Source organism: Hydrococcus rivularis NIES-593, from assembly GCF_001904635.1.
GTDB classification, from domain to species: Bacteria; Cyanobacteriota; Cyanobacteriia; order Cyanobacteriales; family Microcystaceae; genus Hydrococcus; species Hydrococcus rivularis.
Genome location: NZ_MRCB01000030.1, coordinates 48728 through 63216, shown reverse-complemented (window position 1 = coordinate 63216; position 14489 = coordinate 48728). Strand labels below are relative to the sequence as shown.

Genomic DNA, 14489 nt, shown 5'->3' with positions numbered 1-14489 from the left:
CCGTTAATAAGTTGGACATAGAGCCAGTATAACATAAAAATATGTCTAGGATTATCCAACTATGTCTAATTATTTAAGTTCTGCTGCCTACCCTAATTCTTCCAAATACCACTGGACGATGGAAGCCCTAGAACGAATGCCGCCGTAAAGTTTTAACATAATGCTGCCTGAGTTAAAAAGTTTTGTGGGTATAAGTGTGCTGTTTTACGTTGTCTTCGGTGCGAACGACGTTAATAGCATTGAGCACTCGTTTTCTTTCCAGAGAGTGATTCAAGTCATTGCGAACTGTACCTAGCGGAATATGCGTCTTAGCCTCCGGACGGCTTTTGTAAGTGCGAACGGCGGCGACAACTCGCTCGGCAAAATCATCGCACAGTTGAGCGTGTTGGGGAAATTCAGCAGGAATCTGGACGCTCTCGTTGGAGAAGATTTCACCCAATGATTTGGCACAAGCCATTTGATAGGAGGTAGGAATTCCCTTGAGAATGGCTTCTAGCGCCGCAGAAGGGATTGGTTCGACAACTTCGACTTGTCGGTATTCTCCCTCGTCTTTGACAAAGCAGGTGGCTAAACCGAATACGCAATAGTCATCCGCACAGATGTCGGGTGCATTGGGAAATAACGTTGTAGTTGCCATAAAAATTTCTTGGTGTGGATGTGGATAGAACTCAAACCCATATGCTGGATTGTATCAAACATTCTTAATTTTTCATGAAGCTCAAGAGAAAAGGATAGATTAGCATAAATATTAGTTAATAGTTATTTAAAAAAAACTAAACGAAGATTTACTAATCGCCAGGTTAAAATCCTTTATTCTTTAAGTCAGGAGAAAAGCTGAAGATTTATCGCCCTCGACCTTATTACAAAAATTGACAAAAAAAAATTATTGGGACGTTAGACGATCGTAATTTCAGCTCGTCAATTGGGCACGTTAAGTTCAAGCTTACGAAATTAGAACTAAAGGAGCTGTAGTTTTCTGCTAGAGAGGTTGAGTCCAGTCTAGACTGGAGATCGGTTCGAGCAGTGACACACCTTATCTGGCAGATAGATTAGCAATCTAGTATGGTGAAGTTAGAGGGGTTGTAGAGCTTGCTATGACGACTGATATTTTCGAGATGCCAAATCCAAGAAATACCGAGGAATCAGCCTTACCTTCTCGCGGGAGTTCCTTCTGTTCGATTGAATCTATATTCGCTGCTCGCCAGTTGCGCAGTACAGTTAAAGAAAAAGTAGCCCGACAAGAATATGAAACCGCGATCGCGCTCCTCAACCGATTAATTGTTTGCTATCCAGACAGTGCCGTTGACTACAACAATCGGGGACTGATGTACTTCTATCTGGGGCAATTTCTGCGAGCACTTCAAGATTACGATCGCGCGATCGCCCTCAACGATCGACTCGACAATGCTTACAATAACCGAGCCAATTGCCACGCCGTTCAAGGCAATTTTGTCGCTGCCCTGACCGACTACGAGATAGCGCTAGACTTAAATCCTACCAATCTTCGCGCTTTGATCAATCAAGGCATTACCTTTCGGGAGTTGGGAATATACGATCTGGCGATCGGTAATTTTGAGATTGCGCTGATTTTGGGACAAAAATTCCAAGGACGCATCTATGCAGAAAGAGGATATACTTACTATCTCAGGGGAGATTGGAACTGTGCCATGGGCGACTATTGCCGTGCTCTCGAACATTTGCCATCGAGCGATCGCTATCGACAAAAAGTCGAAAAATGGCTTAATGAATTACTATCCCTAATGGATTCCTAACCCATTATCGCGATGTTAAAGCTCCTTTGCTCTCTGACGGCGGAGCCTCTTCTAACTTCGTCAAAATAATGCGACGTTGGTTGGGATCGAGTCGCGGGTTTTGTTGTTGCATGACTTTTGTAGCTTGGATGGGATCGAAATAACGGCTGAAATCATGTCGTTGGTTGTTGACTAGCGCTTCGGTTTCTTGGACTTCGTCTCGAAGTTCCTGCAAGTTCGCTTGTTGTATAGACTGATAGGGCAATAGTCTAATCAATGCTGCAATAGCCGCTGCCGACACGATCGCGTTGGCGACAAGTTTGATCGTTATCTCAACCGCAACTGCGCGATCGGTTTTAAGGCGGCGACGAGCGTACCATTGCGGATGCCGTCGCGGCTTGCGAGGGGGATTTTTTAAAGTTTGGGGAGTTTGCAGGGCATTCATACAAGACAAAAGCAAAAGAAACCAGCAGCGACCTAACAAATTGCGAGCAGGAATTTCCCACTCGCATTGTTAAACGAAAAAATTACTTATAAAGTTCCGTTGCTAAACGAAAAGCCAGGATCCCTGGCAGCAGAGCAATCACTAAAGCGACTAAAACTTGAGTATCTGTTATTGCCATATGTCAATAAACTCCTTAAAAAGACGTTCCATCATTAATTTGAGCAATGATGGGCATTTTGCGAAATGTATTGTTACAAGACTACACATAATAGGTCAAACAGGGAAGAAGCTCGATCCGATCGCAAGACTTTCCGGGCTGGGCATTAACCTGTCATATTAAGTATATTAGCCATTTTATGTCTGTATAATTTTTTTGCCCAAGAGCGTTGATGCTAGACCAAATTCTCGATTCTTCCCTCAATCTCGGCGTAAAAACGCCTTTGCTGTTACTCATTTTGATTGCTTTAGAAGCAGTTCTTTCAGCCGACAACGCGATCGCGCTAGCTGCGATCGCCCAAGGATTAGGAGATAGCAAACTTCAGCGTCAGGCTCTCAATCTTGGCTTATTATTGGCATACGTTTTGCGCATCATCTTAATCCTTACGGCAACCTGGGTGATTAAGTTTTGGCAATTTGAACTGTTAGGATCGGCTTATTTGCTGTGGCTAGTATTCAACTACTTTACCTCCGAAGAAGACGAAGAACATCACCATCACAGCATTCGTTTTTTCTCAGTTTGGCAAGCGATCCCGACAATTGCTATAACCGATTTAGCCTTCTCCTTAGATAGCGTCACCACTGCTATTGCTGTTTCCGACGAGCTATGGCTGATTCTGAGCGGCGGTACGATTGGCATCATTACCTTAAGATTTTTGGCAGGTTTATTTATTCGCTGGCTCAGCGAATTTACCCATTTAGAGGATGCTGGGTTTATTACTGTCGGTTTTGTCGGTTTGCGCCTGTTGATAAAAGCCATCAAACCAGAATTCGTCCCTCCTGAATGGATTATCGTAGCGGCGATCGCAGTAATTTTTATCTGGGGATTTTCCGAGCGTTCCCAGTCCGATCCTTCTGAATAAAGACTCTAATCTCAATGTCCAACCAATTAATCATTTTTACTCGCTATCCCGAACCTGGAAAAACGAAAACTCGTCTGATACCCCGTTTGGGAGAAGAAGGAGCAGCAACGCTTCAGCATCAGATGACAGAATATACCCTTACGCACGCCAGACAACTACAAAGTCTTCTGTCGCTATCTGTAGCAATTTACTTTACCGGAGGAAATAAATCTTTAATACAAGATTGGTTGGGCAGCGATCTAATCTATCAACAGCAAAGCGAGGGAGATCTGGGGCAAAGAATGCAGTCAGCTTTCGAGCAAGGATTTATTGTGGGGATAAAGCAAGCTGTTATCATTGGAACCGACTGTCCCGAACTCAATGTGGCGATCTTGTCTGAGGCATTTACTGCACTGAAACGCTATGATTTAGTGTTGGGTCCGGCAAGGGATGGGGGATATTATTTAATTGGCTTAAGCCGTTTAGTTCCTCAATTGTTTCAAGAGATTGCTTGGGGAACGTCAGAAGTCTTCGCCCAAACAAAAGCGATCGCACAAAAATTAAAGTTGAGCATTCATTGTTTGCCTTGTCTAGACGATGTCGATCGTCCGGAAGATCTATATCTTTGGCAGAGAGTTATTTCTGATAATAACGCTCGCGCTTAGCTGTCCAAACTACCCTACCATCTGATGACGCCGCCAACTGCTTGGCGACATTCCCACATACCGCTTAAAGGCTCGACTAAAGGCAGCTTCTGATTCATAACCTACCTGAGCAGCAATCTTGGCCATGCTAGTGTTGGTGTTTTGCAGGTGTTGTGCTATCAGTTGGAGCCGCCACTGGGTCAAGGCTTCCGTGTGTTAATTGTTCATGTGAAGGCTCCATTAGATACTTGCCTAGAGCGAGTTATGATGAGAGATACATCCGCCCACATACCTGTTTCAGACCACAGATTAAAAAAAATTAACGAACGTGCGTTGCTGGTTGAGCTTCCGTGGGATTTAGAGATTGATAATTCTGAGTTTCAGGATGAGACTGCCATTGTCGAGTCAGTAAAGAGGAAAGTTATATCAAATCCGGTTGAACGACCACAATAACAAGTAGTGAATTCATCGTAGCATGTCCGTTAGGACATACGTCCCGAGAAGCGACCAAGACGGCTTCGCGGCATCCTGGTAAGCCGAAGCCCAGCGTTGTCCCCAGCGATAGCGAAGGATCTTTTGCACTACACATGATATAATTATGATTAATTAGACGGATTTGATATTACCGTTACATGCAAGCCGGATTTCGAGATGCCAGGTGTAGGGAAGAAAGCGAGCCGAAGGTTCTTTAACTAATCGTTCCTGTCAAAGGCGAACTCGCGCTGGCATGGTTTCTTATTGGCATTCGTCCCGCTAGATAAGCCACTCTTCCAGCTTCTGTTGCCATGCCCATTGCCCGCGCCATCAGTACTGGATTTTCGGCAAGCGCGATCGCGCTATTGATCAACAAAGCATCTGCCCCCATTTCCATCGCCTGTGCTGCTTCGCTGGGCGCACCGATCCCTGCATCCACTACCACGGGAACTTTCGCCTCTTCAATAATAATGGCAATATTGGCGGCATTTCTAATTCCTTGCCCCGAACCGATGGGCGATCCCAAGGGCATCACCGTCGCACATCCAGCCTCTTCGAGACGTTTGGCTAAGAGGGGATCGGCGTTGATATAAGGCAGGACGGCAAACCCTTCCTTCACCAACTGTTCTGCTGCTTGCAACGTTCCGATCGGATCGGGTAATAAATATTTAGGATCGGGGATCACTTCGAGTTTGACAAAATTATTATCCTCCTGACCTAATAATTTTGCCATCTCTCGTCCCAATCGCGCGACTCGTATGGCTTCCTCTGCCGTTTTACAGCCAGCCGTATTGGGAAGCATCCAGATTTTCGTCCAATCGATCGCTTCTGCTAGTCCTTCGTGCCCGGGTGCTTTTGTTTGTACCCGGCGAACTGCCACTGTGACGATTTGACAGCCACTGGCGATAATACTCTGTTGCATGCTTTCAATATTGGGATATTTCCCTGTCCCCGTCATCAAGCGAGAGCGAAACTTGCGTCCTGCAATAATCAATTCATCATCTTTGGGGAGTAGCGTCGGCGTTGGTTTTTCCTCGATTTTTGGATAGAGTGACGAACCGTTGACAGTGCTGGGTTGTAAATTCATAACTGAAGGTACAGGCGTTGATTTTTTGTAAAAGCGATCGCAGCGAAAATGTTCCAGAATCGGATCGGATTTTTGCTGCAAAATTAGGTCGGCTAATAGAGAGGCAGTGACTGGGGCAAGTAAAATTCCATTGCGATAGTGACCGACTGCCAAAATTAAATTGTCACACGAACTCGTCCCCAAAATCGGCAATTCATCGGGCGTTCCCGGACGAAATCCCCACCAAAATTCTTCAATTGCCCAATTTTCTAAGGCAGGATAAAGGCGAATCGCGCGATCGAGTAGAGTTTGAATGCCTTTGGGCGTATTGTTAGGAGTCCAACCAACTTCTTCTACTGTCGCCCCGATAATCAATCGTCCGTCTTGTCGGGGCACTAAATAAGTTTCGGGACCAAATAGCACTCGCTGAAGCGGTAGGGGCTGATGGGGTTCTCTGGGCATCCGTAGCGAGATCATTTGTCCTTTGACGGGGCGAACGGGAATCGGTAAGAGTTGTGTTGCCCACGATCCCGTTGCCAGGACATAGGTTTGCGCCTGCAATTCTCCGTCTGAGGTAAAAACGCCGCTAACTTTTCCTTGTTTCTGTTGAATGCCGCGAACGGCGATTCCCTCTCGCAAATCGACTCCCAGGGTTTGGGCAGCTTGCAGAAGGGCGTTGACTAAAATGCGATTATCGACTTGTCCGTCTTCGGGATACCACCAGCCGCCAACGACATCCGCTCCCAGTCCGCTTTGATAGAGTTGTATTGCCTCTTTATCCAACCACGCGGCTGTTATTTCTTCTGCCTGGGGCAATTCGTAAACGGGGGCGAGAATGCCACAAGGCAAATAGCCCGCATCCAATCCCGTCAAGTCTTCGATTTTGCGAATCCATTCGGGATACAGCCAGCGAGATTTCAGACACAACGATCGCATTGGAGGCGATGCAATTTTTTCTGCACCAGGGGCTAGCATTCCGGCAGCGGCATGGGAAGCTGCTTGCCCAAAGTCGCGACTGATAATGGTAACTTTTGCGCCGCGAAGTTTTAGCTCGATCGCGATCGCCAATCCGATAATACCGCCACCAATAATGAGAATGTCATTAGTCATTTGTTTTCGGAGTCGGAATTCAGAAGTCTTTGAGAAGTCGGAATTCGGAAGGCAGGAGAGACGGGGAAACTTGGGGAAGTCGGAACTCGGAAGGCTTTTATGCAGAAGGGAGAGAAGGAGATATAAGGGAATCAATCCAAAATCCTTTCATCCAAAATCGAATAACTGGTTCCCAAGATCTCGTTCCACTCTACTCCATTATTCTCTCTTAAGGTAGATATTTCTGTACCACAGTCCAACCCGTTAGCGTTACAAAGACGAACCCGCTAAAAAGAAGAAGATTGGTTGCGATGTGAAGCGATCGCGCCCAGGTCCGTTTGGGGTTAATTTGCGTTGCGCTAATTGCCGAGGTTAACGCCAACGCGACTACCAACAAACCTGCCACGAGATGGGGCGAATGACCCAAGCTACCATAGTAGCCTAACGTTCCTACTACTCCAATCGCCAGTAGCAGCAAGACGAGAAAAACCAAAATAGCCCCTACAATGTAGTGAAATGGTCTTAACCAAGCGGGACGAGGACGCTTAGACAACCTGCGATTCAACATCCAGATTCCAGAGAATCCTAGCAGAACATAGGTAAGTAAAGATAACCCCATCGACCAAGCGGCAATTTTCCACAGCCAGAGAAACGAAGGCAGATCCAAACTTTATCATCCCAACTCTATTGACTAGCCTATGCTTTTTCTGAGGAAAATCGCAAAAAAAAGATTGCCCGGATAGGCAATCTGAAAGCGTTAACAATTTGGCGATTAACTGGCGGAAACTAAAATTTGATTGAAAGAAAGTTCGCTTTCTTGGCTTTTATTATCGGTTGCATTAATATTTTGATTGTTATCGCTATCGCTGGAGACCAACCCACTGCCGCCTTCCCTCTCATCATCGCTGTCCTTGCTGATGCAAAGGCGATCGCAAGGAATCGTATCTGAGAGAATGGCGCTTGCCATCATTCCCGTGTGGATTTCTAGCAAAGCTTCTGGTAGCGCTTCAAATACTAAGCGTTGTCCGGGAAAAACTACTCGTTCGAAATACCAATTTTCAACATTAGCGATGCGGGCTACTTGAATATGGCTGGTAGCGTTCACGTAGCAACAAAGGATGCTATTCCTATGTCCGTTGGGTATGGAATCGAGGATTTGAGCCATAGCAATCGGAAAAATTTTATTATTGGGTTTGTTATGTCCCCACTAAGCTAACACTCCGCGATCCCCGTTAGCTGTAATGATTATTACAATCGATCTCCATCTCAAGGTTAATTTTCAGCTCTCTCTACAATTCCACTAGATTTTAAATTATTTTTAGATTTTGCCAAATCTACAGCAACTTTATTCATTCAGGCTCTTGTTAGCTAACGATCGATCGCCATCAGACCATTCTTAACTTTTTCTTATCGACTGCCTTGATTTTTACTCATTGGTAGCTTTGGTAGATAGATCGACTAGATGACAGCCTTTACTTGTCCTATGGTTAAGTTATATTAAAATTATTATCGATAACATAACGCTTAACCCGGCGACTCCTTAAAAAAAACAACAATAGAAGCAAATATAAATAGAACTTATAAAAAGCTGTTTTGTTTTTAGCGATTCCAAACCTCTATAACAAATTTATAGAACCATGACACAGCGAATTCTCTATGTTCGTCTTCCTTGCAACCCGATTTTTCCCATCGGAGTCGTTTATCTAGCCGATCGCGTTCATAAGGTTTTTCCAGCGATCGAACAAAAAATCTTCGATTTGGGAACCGTACCGCCGCTAGATTTTAAAGGCGCTTTAGATAGCTGTATCGATGAATTTAAACCTACCTTACTCGTTTTTTCCTGGCGAGACATCCAAATCTATGCCCCAGTCGGCGGAAGAGGCGGCAACCCCCTACAAAATGCTTTTGAATTTTATTATGCCAAAAATCCTCTTATCAGATTGCGAGGCGCATTGGGAGGACTCAAAGTCACAACGGCTTACTACGGAGAACTCTGGCGCAATTTGGGCTTGATTAAGCGCGGATTCAAGCGGGCGAAAAGGTATAATAATGATGCTCGCGTCGTTGTTGGCGGCGGTGCCGTCAGCGTATTTTACGAGCAACTGGAAACGCAGTTGCCTCAAGGAACGATCGTTTCGGTAGGCGAAGGAGAAGCCCTTCTAGAAAAATTATTGCGGGGGCAAGATTTCTCAGACGAACGCTGTTATGTCGTAGGAGAAACCAAACCGCGATCGCGCATGATCCACGAAAATCCGACTCCCTTCGAGAAAACTGCGTGCGACTACGACTATATCGAAAAGATCTGGTCGGAATTTAATTATTACCTGCAAGAAAATGACTTTTACATCGGCGTACAAACCAAGCGCGGCTGTCCCCACAATTGTTGCTATTGCATTTATACTGTTGTAGAAGGAAAACAGGTACGCATCAATCCCGCCGACGAGGTAGTCAAGGAGATGCGGCAACTCTACGATCGCGGCATTCGCAATTTCTGGTTTACCGACGCACAATTTATCCCGGCGCGAAAATTTATCGACGACGCGATCGAACTCCTGCAAAAAATCGTCGATGCCCGGATGAAGGATATTCACTGGGCAGCTTATATTCGCGCCGACAATCTCACTCCCCAATTGTGCGATCTGATGGTGAAAACCGGAATGAACTATTTTGAAATCGGGATCACTAGCGGTTCGCAAGAATTAGTCCGCAAGATGCGCATGGGATACAACCTTCGCACCGTCTTGCAAAATTGTCGAGATTTAAAGGCGGCTGGATTTAACGATCTCGTCTCGGTGAATTATTCCTTTAACGTCATCGATGAAACCTTCGATACCATCCGCCAAACCATCGCTTATCATCGTGAATTAGAGCGAATTTTTGGGGTAGATAAAGTCGAACCTGCCATCTTCTTTATTGGGTTGCAACCCCATACCCATTTAGAAGACTATGCATTCAAGAATAATATTCTCAAACCGGGCTACAATCCCATGAGTTTGATGCCTTGGACGGCGAAGAAATTACTTTGGAATCCAGAACCTCTGGGTTCTTTCTTTGGCGAAGTTTGCTTGCAAGCTTGGCAACACAATCCTAATGATTTCGGGCGAGAAGTGATGAAAATTCTCGAACAAAGGTTGGGTTGCGCCGATCTAGAAGAGGCATTAACTGCACCAATAGAAGATCGGGAAAAAGCGTTAGTTGCCGTTTAATTTTTCTCTATGGTTTTGTTGAGTGGGTTGCGATCGCAAACCCACTCTTTCATCTTTCCACCTCCCTCACTGCCCCGACTGAGTGCCAATAGCGTTAACATGATAGAACAAGGGGAATCCCCTCCATTCTCATCGAGCGAAAGTTATAGTGAGAATAGAGAGGAATATAAGTTCAGTTACCTTGGAGTGCTAATGATCTTTAATTTTGACTTCTTCTCTTCCGAATCAGAGCAAGCCGAACAACAGGAATCTAATTCATTGATGCAATACCTTCAGAGACAGAATCCTGAAGTTTTAGAACGGGTTGCTCAATCGGCTAGTCCAGAAATTAAACAAATGATCGCCCAAAATGTACAAGGGCTAGTTGGGATGTTGCCTTCGGAAGATTTTCAGGTTCAAATTACGACAGATCGAGAAAATCTGGCAAATCTTCTTGCCTCAGCCATGATGACAGGTTACTTTCTCTCTCAAATAGAACAACGCCGAAATCTAGAGGCAGCTTGGTCGAATTCCGAATCTTTCAATTCTAAGCCACCCAAAAATATCTAAGGCTAGCTTCCCATCTATCTGCATTTCTACAACTCGCTTTCCCCTAGTTGCTAGTTTTAGGAGTTAGATAACCCGTCTCTCGCTCGAAAGTCGGGTTCTTTGCCCGCGTTTAAGCTTCGATCTTTTCTAGAATTAATTTGGAACGCTTGACATTTTCTGGAACGGGAATCGGATAGTCTCCCGTAAAACAAGCCGAACAAAAACTATTGGGATCTTCGCCGGTGACTTCTAACATTCCTTTCCAGCTAAGATAAGCAAGCGAATCGACCCTTAGTTGTTGAGCGATCTCTTCTACCGATTTGGTTGCCGCAATCAGTTGATCTTGCGTGTCGGTATCGATGCCATAAAAGCAGGGGTGAGTCACTGGAGGAGAAGAAATTCGCATATGGACTTCTTTGGCTCCTGCTTCCCTTAACGCTTTAACGATTTTGCGGCTAGTCGTTCCTCGCACGATCGAATCATCGACGATAATCACTCGTTTTCCGGCTAAAACATCTTTGAGAGGATTGAGTTTCATGCGAATGCCGGATTCTCTCATGTGCTGCGTCGGTTGAATAAAGGTGCGGCCGACATAGCGGTTTTTAATCAAGCCTTCGCCGTAGGGAATTCCAGAAACCTGAGAAAACCCAATCGCCGCAGGAACTCCGGAATCGGGCACTCCCATAACTAGATCGGCTTCTACATAAGACTCTCTGGCTAGTTGTTGACCCAATCGCACCCGATAGGTGTAGAGGGTTTCGTCGTGCATAATGCTATCGGGTCTGGCAAAATAAATCATTTCAAAGATACATAGCTTTCTCTCCGGTTTTGGCGACCAGTGGAAAGAAGCCAATCCCTTTTCGGTAATCCAGACCAATTCCCCAGGTTCTACATCCCGCAGGTAGTCTGCCCCGATAATATCTAAGCCGCAGGTTTCTGAGGACAAAACGTAACGCACCGGATCTTCGCCAATGGTTCCGACGACCAAGGGACGAATGCCGTTGGGATCTCGCGCGCCCATTAACCCAACAGGCGTGCCAATTACCAAACTGTACGCGCCCGAACACAATTGAAACGCACTAATTGCCGCTTCTAGCCACTCTTTACCGCGATCGACTTCTTGAGCGATCGCGACGGCAATCATCTCTGAATCTGTGGTTGTATTAAAATTACCCCCGCGCTTTTCTAACTCCTGGCGCAGCTCTGGAGTATTGACAAGATTACCATTGTGTGCCAAGGCAAGCGAACCCAAGCGCGTCTCAACGACGGCGGGTTGTGCATTTGCCCTGCGGCTCGAACCCGTAGTTGAATAGCGAGTATGTCCTACTGCCAGGATTCCAGGCATTTTGTTTAAGATAGATTCCTTAAATACTTGAGAGACAAGCCCCATGTCTTTATAGAGATGAACTTGGTCTTCCTCAAAAGTAGCGATGCCTGCCGATTCTTGTCCTCTGTGCTGTAGCGCATATAAACCAAAATAAGTTAGCTTAGCAACCTCTTCTTCTGGCGCATAGACGCCGAATACTCCGCAAGCTTCCTCGGGTTTATCGGCGGGCTGACTTTCGCAACAATGAGCGCTAGAAAGAGATTCGTCAGGGTTAGGAAGTTCTTGGGCGATCATCTGATAGTTTAGCTCCTGGTAATGGCAGTCAATCGTTGGGCAATTGGAATAGAGAGCAACTAGCAAGCCATCGATAAATGATTCAGCTCGCTTAACATTTCTTTAACCCTACCTTAGCAGGAATATAGTCAAGATTTTGAGGGATTTAGTATCAGTTTTTTTAATAAATCGCCGCTGGCTTAAATCTGTTTTAAGCGACGCTCTATAGCAGTAGCCCAACATTCCATCATGTTACTAATTGTAACGTCGATCGCCCGATGGTTATCATCCGTAGTAACCCTAAAATTATTGTCTTGGCTCGTTACCACGCCAATTTGCTGCCAATTATTGCCCAACTGTTCGTTCAGATAGGACTCCCATCCGTCTTTACATTGAGGATTGACCGAAACCACAATTCTACTAGCCGCTTCTCCAAATAAAATTTCATCAAATCGGCGATCGCTTTCTGGGAGATGAATGTCTGCCCCCAATCGACCGCTAATACAACATTCCGCCAGCGCCACGGCTAGACCGCCTTCGGCACAATCGTGCGCCGAATTTATCCATCCTTGACGAATTCCATAACGACAAGCTTCCTGGACGCGACGTTCTAGCTCAAAATCCACCACGGGCGGCTGGCCAGCAACGATTCCATGGACGGTTGCTAAATATTCCGAACCTCCTAGCGATAAATTCCAGACTCCTAATAAATAGATCGAATCTCCTTGTGCCTTCCACCCTTGCCCGCAGACCTTGGTAATGTCGGGGATGAGTCCTACCATGCCAATAACGGGAGTAGGATAGATCGGTTGGGGTTTTCCGTCTGAATCCAAGGTTTCGTTGTAGAGAGAGACATTTCCCCCTGTAACTGGCGTTTTTAGTTCTCGACAAGCTTCAGAAATTCCTCGACAAGCCGAGGCTAACTGCCAGTAGCCGATGGGATTTTCTGGGCTGCCGAAATTGAGGTTATCCGTAACGGCTAGCGGTTCGGCACCGACGCAGCTTAGATTTCGGGCGGCTTCTGCTACAGCCGCTTTTGCTCCCTCAAAGGGATCGAGATAGACATAGCGGGCGTTACAATCCGTTGTAGCTGCCACGCCAATTCTTGACGCATCCGGTTTCCCATCGACGGGACGAACTCGGATAACTGCCGCATCTGCGCCGCCAGGAACGATAACGGTATTATTCTGAACTTGATGGTCGTATTGCCGATATACCCGACGTTTCGAGGCAATGGTAGGAGTATCTAGCAGTTGCAATAAAATCTCATTCCAAGATTTTTGTCTCCAATTGGAGACAATTCCTTGGGCGTTACAGGGAGGAAGAGAATCCGCCGTCCACTCCCAAGCTTTTCTGGCATATTCTGGCGGTTCTTGTAAGAGTTCCCGATGGTAGATAGGAGTATTTTCTGCCAAAGCGGTTGCTGGGATTTCGGCAGCGACCTCTCCTTTAAAAAGAATGCGGACAATCGGTTCTTCTATCACGATTCCCGCGACGACAGCATGCAGTCCCCAGCGGTGGAAAATATCGATTAACTCCCCCTCTCGTCCTTTGTGGGCTACGAAAAGCATTCTTTCCTGGGATTCCGAGAGGAGATATTCATAGGGAATCATACCCGTTTCTCGGACGGGGATTTTATCCAAATCCAGTTCGATACCTACGCCGCCTTTGGCTGCCATTTCCGAGGTAGAACAGGTAATTCCTGCCGCACCCATATCTTGTGCGGCAACGACTGCACCTGTTTTAAAAGCTTCCAAACAAGCTTCGATGAGGGATTTTTCCAGGAAAGGATCGCCGACTTGTACCGCAGGGCGATCGTCGATAGACCGATCTGATAGTTCCGCACTGGCGAAGCTAGCCCCTCCCATGCCGTCCCTACCCGTAGTAGAACCGACGTATAAAACCGGATTGCCAACACCTGACGCGCCAGATTTGATGATTTCCGGCGTTTCCATCAATCCGAGTGCCATGGCATTGACAAGGGGATTGCCAGAGTAAGCGGGATCGAAATAAACTTCGCCGCCAACAGTGGGAACTCCCACGCAGTTACCATAGTGTGCTATCCCTTCAACTACGCCAGCAAATAGTCTGCGAGTTTTGGCATCGTCTAGGGAACCAAAGCGTAAGGAGTTCAAAATCGCAATGGGGCGCGCCCCCATGGTAAAGATATCTCTGAGAATGCCGCCGACTCCGGTTGCTGCGCCTTGGAAGGGTTCGACGGCGGAGGGGTGATTGTGGGATTCAATCTTGAAAGCTAATCTGAGTCCGTCTCCTAAGTCTACTACGCCTGCATTTTCTCCGGGTCCGACGAGAATGCGTTCGCCCGTTGTGGGAAATTGCTTCAATAGGGGTCGGGAATTTTTGTAGCAACAGTGTTCCGACCACATTACGCCAAACATTCCCAATTCAGCTTTATTGGGATGGCGACCTAAGCGTTTGACAATTTCTTCGTATTCTTCGGGCTTAATACCTTCGTCGGCGATTTCTCGATCGGAAAAGGGAGCGGACATGAGAGATTTTGACTGATGGAACAGATTTAATTGTATCTGTTTTGAAGTTTAACAAGATAAGACCGAGGTCCTTGTCCCGTCGCCTTTTGTCGTTAGATAGGCGACGGGAGGAGGAAAT

General features: G+C 46.2%; 14 protein-coding genes and 2 pseudogenes. 5 read left to right on the top strand and 11 right to left on the bottom strand.

Annotated elements, in window-relative coordinates:
* Positions 1-90: 90 nt before the first annotated feature.
* Both NIES593_RS25660 and NIES593_RS19005 read right to left on the bottom strand, forming a co-directional pair.
* Positions 91-159, bottom strand: a pseudogene (locus NIES593_RS25660) (glutathione S-transferase family protein); the annotation flags it as partial.
* 13 nt (positions 160-172) lie between these two features.
* Positions 173-637: a hypothetical protein gene (locus tag NIES593_RS19005; protein ID WP_073601074.1), complete on the bottom strand. Its 465-nt coding sequence runs from the start codon at positions 635-637 to the stop codon at positions 173-175.
* 457 nt (positions 638-1094) lie between these two features.
* On the opposite strand from NIES593_RS19005, the gene NIES593_RS19000 reads away from it, so the two are divergent.
* Positions 1095-1772: a tetratricopeptide repeat protein gene (locus tag NIES593_RS19000; protein WP_073601073.1), complete on the top strand. Its 678-nt coding sequence runs from the start codon at positions 1095-1097 to the stop codon at positions 1770-1772.
* A gap of 4 nt (positions 1773-1776) precedes the next feature.
* On the opposite strand, the gene NIES593_RS18995 is transcribed toward NIES593_RS19000, so the two are convergent.
* On the bottom strand, positions 1777-2196 hold the full coding sequence (locus NIES593_RS18995) for a slr1601 family putative cell division protein (RefSeq protein WP_073601072.1): 420 nt from the start codon (positions 2194-2196) through the stop codon (positions 1777-1779).
* 82 nt (positions 2197-2278) lie between these two features.
* Positions 2279-2374 (bottom strand): photosystem I reaction center subunit XII, encoded by a 96-nt coding sequence (gene psaM / locus NIES593_RS18990; protein ID WP_073601071.1) that lies wholly within the window; start codon positions 2372-2374, stop codon positions 2279-2281.
* A 211-nt stretch (positions 2375-2585) separates the two neighbouring features.
* Between psaM and NIES593_RS18985 the strand changes: the two genes are divergently transcribed.
* Together NIES593_RS18985 and NIES593_RS18980 are read left to right on the top strand one after the other, a co-directional pair.
* Positions 2586-3275 (top strand): TerC family protein, encoded by a 690-nt coding sequence (locus NIES593_RS18985; protein WP_073601070.1) that lies wholly within the window; start codon positions 2586-2588, stop codon positions 3273-3275.
* 14 nt (positions 3276-3289) lie between these two features.
* The gene (locus tag NIES593_RS18980; protein ID WP_073601069.1) at positions 3290-3919 is read left to right on the top strand and encodes a TIGR04282 family arsenosugar biosynthesis glycosyltransferase; all 630 of its coding nucleotides are present in this window, start codon (positions 3290-3292) and stop codon (positions 3917-3919) included.
* Positions 3920-3928: 9 nt separating this feature from the next.
* Here NIES593_RS18980 and NIES593_RS18975 read toward each other — a convergent pair.
* From NIES593_RS18975 to NIES593_RS18955, 5 genes and pseudogenes are all read right to left on the bottom strand, one after another.
* Positions 3929-4102: pseudogene (locus NIES593_RS18975) on the bottom strand (helix-turn-helix transcriptional regulator); the annotation flags it as partial.
* Between the two features lie 217 nt (positions 4103-4319).
* Entirely contained in the window at positions 4320-4487 is a 168-nt protein-coding gene (locus tag NIES593_RS24315) for a hypothetical protein (protein WP_175561177.1), read from the bottom strand.
* 99 nt (positions 4488-4586) lie between these two features.
* Positions 4587-6548: a glycine oxidase ThiO gene (thiO, locus tag NIES593_RS25305; RefSeq protein WP_073601067.1), complete on the bottom strand. Its 1962-nt coding sequence runs from the start codon at positions 6546-6548 to the stop codon at positions 4587-4589.
* 208 nt (positions 6549-6756) lie between these two features.
* The gene (locus NIES593_RS18960; RefSeq protein WP_073601066.1) at positions 6757-7194 is read right to left on the bottom strand and encodes a DUF4079 domain-containing protein; all 438 of its coding nucleotides are present in this window, start codon (positions 7192-7194) and stop codon (positions 6757-6759) included.
* Between the two features lie 105 nt (positions 7195-7299).
* On the bottom strand, positions 7300-7692 hold the full coding sequence (locus tag NIES593_RS18955; RefSeq protein WP_073601065.1) for a DUF1830 domain-containing protein: 393 nt from the start codon (positions 7690-7692) through the stop codon (positions 7300-7302).
* 472 nt (positions 7693-8164) lie between these two features.
* On the opposite strand from NIES593_RS18955, the gene NIES593_RS18950 reads away from it, so the two are divergent.
* Together NIES593_RS18950 and NIES593_RS18945 are read left to right on the top strand one after the other, a co-directional pair.
* A complete protein-coding gene (locus NIES593_RS18950; protein WP_073601064.1) occupies positions 8165-9733 on the top strand; it encodes a photosystem II high light acclimation radical SAM protein in 1569 nt (522 codons plus the stop codon).
* A 192-nt stretch (positions 9734-9925) separates the two neighbouring features.
* Positions 9926-10282 (top strand): DUF760 domain-containing protein, encoded by a 357-nt coding sequence (locus NIES593_RS18945; protein ID WP_073601063.1) that lies wholly within the window; start codon positions 9926-9928, stop codon positions 10280-10282.
* Positions 10283-10391: 109 nt separating this feature from the next.
* Here the strand turns inward: NIES593_RS18945 and purF are convergent, their stop codons facing one another.
* Complete coding sequence (purF, locus tag NIES593_RS18940; RefSeq protein WP_073601062.1) at positions 10392-11882, bottom strand: amidophosphoribosyltransferase; 1491 nt, start codon at positions 11880-11882, stop codon at positions 10392-10394.
* 179 nt (positions 11883-12061) lie between these two features.
* On the bottom strand, positions 12062-14371 hold the full coding sequence (gene purL, locus NIES593_RS18935; protein ID WP_073601061.1) for a phosphoribosylformylglycinamidine synthase subunit PurL: 2310 nt from the start codon (positions 14369-14371) through the stop codon (positions 12062-12064).
* Between the last annotated feature and the right edge of the window lie 118 nt (positions 14372-14489).

Bases quoted from the DNA above. Each gene is read 5' to 3' on its own strand.
- NIES593_RS18985 (WP_073601070.1), top strand. From the start codon at position 2,586: ATGCTAGACCAAATTCTCGATTCTTCCCTCAATCTCGGCGTAAAAACG.
- NIES593_RS19005 (WP_073601074.1), bottom strand. From the start codon at position 637: ATGGCAACTACAACGTTATTTCCCAATGCACCCGACATCTGTGCGGAT.
- NIES593_RS18945 (WP_073601063.1), top strand. From the start codon at position 9,926: ATGATCTTTAATTTTGACTTCTTCTCTTCCGAATCAGAGCAAGCCGAA.
- NIES593_RS18980 (WP_073601069.1), top strand. From the start codon at position 3,290: ATGTCCAACCAATTAATCATTTTTACTCGCTATCCCGAACCTGGAAAA.
- NIES593_RS18955 (WP_073601065.1), bottom strand. From the start codon at position 7,692: ATGGCTCAAATCCTCGATTCCATACCCAACGGACATAGGAATAGCATC.
- NIES593_RS19000 (WP_073601073.1), top strand. From the start codon at position 1,095: ATGACGACTGATATTTTCGAGATGCCAAATCCAAGAAATACCGAGGAA.
- NIES593_RS18995 (WP_073601072.1), bottom strand. From the start codon at position 2,196: ATGAATGCCCTGCAAACTCCCCAAACTTTAAAAAATCCCCCTCGCAAG.
- NIES593_RS18950 (WP_073601064.1), top strand. From the start codon at position 8,165: ATGACACAGCGAATTCTCTATGTTCGTCTTCCTTGCAACCCGATTTTT.
- psaM (WP_073601071.1), bottom strand. From the start codon at position 2,374: ATGGCAATAACAGATACTCAAGTTTTAGTCGCTTTAGTGATTGCTCTG.
- purL (WP_073601061.1), bottom strand. From the start codon at position 14,371: ATGTCCGCTCCCTTTTCCGATCGAGAAATCGCCGACGAAGGTATTAAG.
- thiO (WP_073601067.1), bottom strand. From the start codon at position 6,548: ATGACTAATGACATTCTCATTATTGGTGGCGGTATTATCGGATTGGCG.
- purF (WP_073601062.1), bottom strand. From the start codon at position 11,882: ATGATCGCCCAAGAACTTCCTAACCCTGACGAATCTCTTTCTAGCGCT.
- NIES593_RS24315 (WP_175561177.1), bottom strand. From the start codon at position 4,487: ATGTGTAGTGCAAAAGATCCTTCGCTATCGCTGGGGACAACGCTGGGC.